Here is a 3,381-nt window from a genome sequence, read left to right on the forward strand (position 1 = left end):
CGGGACCTACTGCGCCCCGGCGGCGCTGGCCTGCCGTAGCCGATCCGGGGTGTCGTCGTCCATGGTCGCGAAGAAGCCGCCGATCACGTCCTCGATCTCGGCGATCGAGTCCGCGCAATAGAGAATCGGCTGGTAATGGGTGATGTCGTAGGTCGCGGTGCCCATCTGGGCGATGTCGAGCGGACGCAGCTCGGCGTGCCGGAACTCCTCGATCTCGCCGTAGGACGAGAGCAGACCCGCTCCGTAGCAACGGATCTCGCCGCGTTCCCGGACGACGCCGAACTCCATCGAGAACCAGAAGACGTCGGCCAAGAACTTCAGCGCGCGGTCGGTGCTCAGCCGCGCGACCGCCGCGCCGACCGTCGTGTAGATGGCGGCGAAGCGCGGGCTGGCGATCTGATTGGCGTGCCCGATGATCTCGTGGATGGCGTCCGGTTCCGGGGTGTACAACGGCGCGGAATGATGCCGGATGTACTGCGTGGAGTGGAAGATCCGGTCGGCGAAGGAGCCGAAGAACTCCCGTAGCGGCACCAGGCCCGCTGCCGGTGCGTAGCGGAAGCCGGTCAGCGGTGCCAGCGCAGCCGATACCTCGTCCAGTTGCGGGATGTGATCGGTGGGCAACGACAGCGCCTCGGCGGCCGCGAGAACCTCCGCGCTGGCATATCTGCGATGTTTGCGCGCGAGTTCGGCCGACACGATTCGCCACACCTGCTGCTCCTCCTCGGTGTAGGCGATCTGGGGAAGCGGCTTTCCCGGTGCGTAGTCCAGCGCCAACGCCGCGATCGCGTTGCGCCGGGCCCGGTAGTCGGGGTCGTGCACGCCGGGGTGCTCGTCGCTCAGGTGCACGGTCACGTCGCCGTCGCCGGTGCGGGTCACCGGCGAGTACAGCTGCGCCTCGCTGAACATATCTCGATGCAAGCACCGCTGGAACCCGGCGACAACAAAAGCCCGTCCAGCTGAGCAATCTGCCTAGCCGGACGGGCCGTTCTGCGTGATCACGGCAGTAGATATCCCGAATCGGGCGACTTGCTGATCAGTGCGCGCCGTGCAGCGAGTGCACCACCGCGTGGCCTTTGCCGCGCCCGATCATCCACTTGTTGACCGGCGTGGTGACCACGAAGGCCACCGCGAAGGCGAAGGCCAGGGTGGCCCAGAACAGCACGCTGTCCAGGTGGGCGTCCATCGCGCCGGGGACGGCCAGGATCACGGCGTTGTCCACGATCTCCATGACCGTGATGGACACCGTGTCGGCGGCCAGCGCGGTGCCGACGGCGGCGGCCAGCGGCAGACCCGCACGCAGCACGCCGCGCATGGTGAACGCGTAGCCGAACAGGAACGCCAGCACGATGGCCAGCGCCATCGTCGAGGTGTTGTTCCAGCCCAGCGCGGTGCCGATCACCATGCCGAGGACCTCGCCGATGGCGCAGCCGGTGAGGCAGTGCAGCGTCGCCATGGCGGCCATACGCCAGGTAGCCGAGGGGTGGTGCGCGGTGTGCTGCCCGGCGCTGTTCGCCGTGTGTGCGGTGGACGAGACGTGTTCGCCCAAGGGGTCGTGCCTGTGTTCCATGGGTGGAACTATACCCCCGTAGGGTATTTATGCAAGCCCGAGTTCGCGATTTGCCGGACATGAGCGGGCGCTATGCCGCAAGATGGCGAAAGTATGAAGGAGGGCGCATGAAATCCGTGCGGATCGATCTCGACCAGAATTTGCTCGCCGCGGCGGCCGCCATCATGGGCACGTCGACCAGCGACGCCACCATCAACGAGGCCCTGCGCCGGATCGTCGTGCACGAGCGCCAACTGCACAATCTGGAAAGGCTCGCCGCGAACGCGTTCGCCGGGCTACCGGACGTCGCGATGGCAGATCGCTAGGCGGCTCGCAGGCGCTGCTCCTCGCCGCAGGCGCGCTGCTCCTCGCCGCAGGCGCGCTGCTCGGAGCCTCCGGTGCGCGGGGCTATCGGGGAGTGGTTGGCCGTTGCTCGTCCAGTGCGCGCAGCCAGACCTCTTCGAACTCCTGAGCATCGATCTGGAGAGCGGTGAACTCGGTCTCGGCATTCAGCTCGTCCGGCGCCGGAACCGGAATCTGCCCCAGTTCGGGTCGTGCCGGTGCCGCGGCCGGTCTCGGCCCAGTCGCTGTGCCCGTCGCGGAACATCTCGACCTTGCGCACCTCGAAGCCGTCGTCGCCGATCTCGCTGAACAGCTCGACCGGCTCGTCGTCGAAGTCGTGGTGCCATTGCGCCTTCAGGTACCACATCGCCCATCAACTCCCCAGTTCGCGACCGACTCGGACCGAACGCACATCAGCCAGCATATGGGTCGAAGCTCAGCGGTGGTGGGGATGAAGTCCGGCGGGCGGGTGGAACGCGACTCGGTGGGCGTGGACTGTCGGTGGCCACTGGCAGAATCCCGGGCACTGTTGGCGTGAGGCGAGGGGTGGGAGTCATGGCGGTCTCTCTTGTCGACGTGCCCGTGGCACAGCGGCCGCGCGAGCGGTTGCTGGCACTGGGACCGCATGCGCTGAGTGACGCGGAGTTGCTCGCGTTGCTTCTGCGGCAGGGCAGGCGCGGCGCGAGCGCGCTGGACCTGGCGGTGGAACTGCTGGTCGAGCACGGCGGACTCGCCGGGCTGGCGTCGGCGCGCCCGGAGGAATTGTCGCGCCGGGCGGGTATCGGCGTGGCGAAGGCCGCCGCGATCATCGCCGCGTTCCACCTCGGCGCGCGAGCACGCGGCAGGCCGGACACCGCGATCCGGCTGACCAGCCCTGCCGACGTGGCCGCCGCAGCCGGCCCGCAGTTCGCGGGCGCCCGCGTCGAGCGCCTACTCGTGCTGGTCTGCGACGCGCAGAACCGCCTGCGCCAAAAGGTCTTCGTCGCCGAAGGCGCCATCGACCAAGTCGCCGTCCCGGTCCGCGAAATCCTGAACACCGTCCTCCGCCACGACGGCCGAGCCTTCGCCATCGTGCACAACCACCCCTCCGGCGACCCCACCCCCAGCCCCGACGACCGCCGCACCACCACCCTCCTCACCGAAGCCGCCAACACCGTAGGCCTCCGCTTCCTCGACCACGTCGTGCTCGCCGGTGAGAAATGGGCCAGCGCCCCGGGTTATCCGACGTGATGGCACCCGTTGTGCTAGCGGTAGCGCCGAACGGGCCAGGGAGCGACGACCAGCTGGCCCGGCTCGATCGTTCGGTCGGCGGCCAGCAATCCTGCCGGCGGGCCTCACCCTGATCTACCGCGCTCTCACCCGCCTCGGGCAGGACGAGGCGGTGACTGCCAACTGTCCACACGCTGTGGCCGGTGACATGGTGGCGGCGCCATCGCATAGAGCGGTCGTAATCCGGTGGGCGCACCTCACGGAATGGTGTTGCCCTGCCGATC

Annotated in this window: 5 protein-coding genes and 1 pseudogene; 2 read left to right on the forward strand and 4 right to left on the reverse strand. The window is 68.4% G+C overall.

Annotated features, from left to right (window positions below; all coding sequences use genetic code 11):
- Positions 1-6: 6 nt before the first annotated feature.
- Positions 7-906, reverse strand: a complete 900-nt coding sequence (locus IU450_RS16340) for a phenylalanine 4-monooxygenase (RefSeq protein WP_195150633.1) — start codon at positions 904-906, stop codon at positions 7-9.
- A gap of 127 nt (positions 907-1,033) precedes the next feature.
- Positions 1,034-1,567 carry a DUF4396 domain-containing protein gene (locus IU450_RS16345; RefSeq protein WP_195150634.1) on the reverse strand — a complete coding sequence of 178 codons (534 nt, stop codon included), beginning with the start codon at positions 1,565-1,567 and terminating at the stop codon, positions 1,034-1,036.
- Positions 1,568-1,674: 107 nt separating this feature from the next.
- Between IU450_RS16345 and IU450_RS16350 the strand changes: the two genes are divergently transcribed.
- On the forward strand, positions 1,675-1,872 hold the full coding sequence (locus IU450_RS16350) for a type II toxin-antitoxin system VapB family antitoxin (protein WP_181724694.1): 198 nt from the start codon (positions 1,675-1,677) through the stop codon (positions 1,870-1,872).
- Between the two features lie 82 nt (positions 1,873-1,954).
- Here IU450_RS16350 and IU450_RS41315 read toward each other — a convergent pair whose 3' ends face one another.
- A complete protein-coding gene (locus tag IU450_RS41315; RefSeq protein ID WP_416382877.1) occupies positions 1,955-2,092 on the reverse strand; it encodes a DUF6881 domain-containing protein in 138 nt (45 codons plus the stop codon).
- 7 nt (positions 2,093-2,099) lie between these two features.
- Positions 2,100-2,255: pseudogene (locus tag IU450_RS41320) on the reverse strand (DUF6881 domain-containing protein); the annotation flags it as partial.
- 188 nt (positions 2,256-2,443) lie between these two features.
- Here IU450_RS41320 and radC point away from each other — a divergent pair.
- A complete protein-coding gene (gene radC, locus IU450_RS16355) occupies positions 2,444-3,118 on the forward strand; it encodes a RadC family protein (protein WP_195150635.1) in 675 nt (224 codons plus the stop codon).
- The last annotated feature ends 263 nt before the right edge of the window (positions 3,119-3,381 follow it).

This window comes from Nocardia abscessus (genome assembly GCF_015477775.1).
GTDB lineage: Bacteria > Actinomycetota > Actinomycetes > Mycobacteriales > Mycobacteriaceae > Nocardia > Nocardia abscessus_A.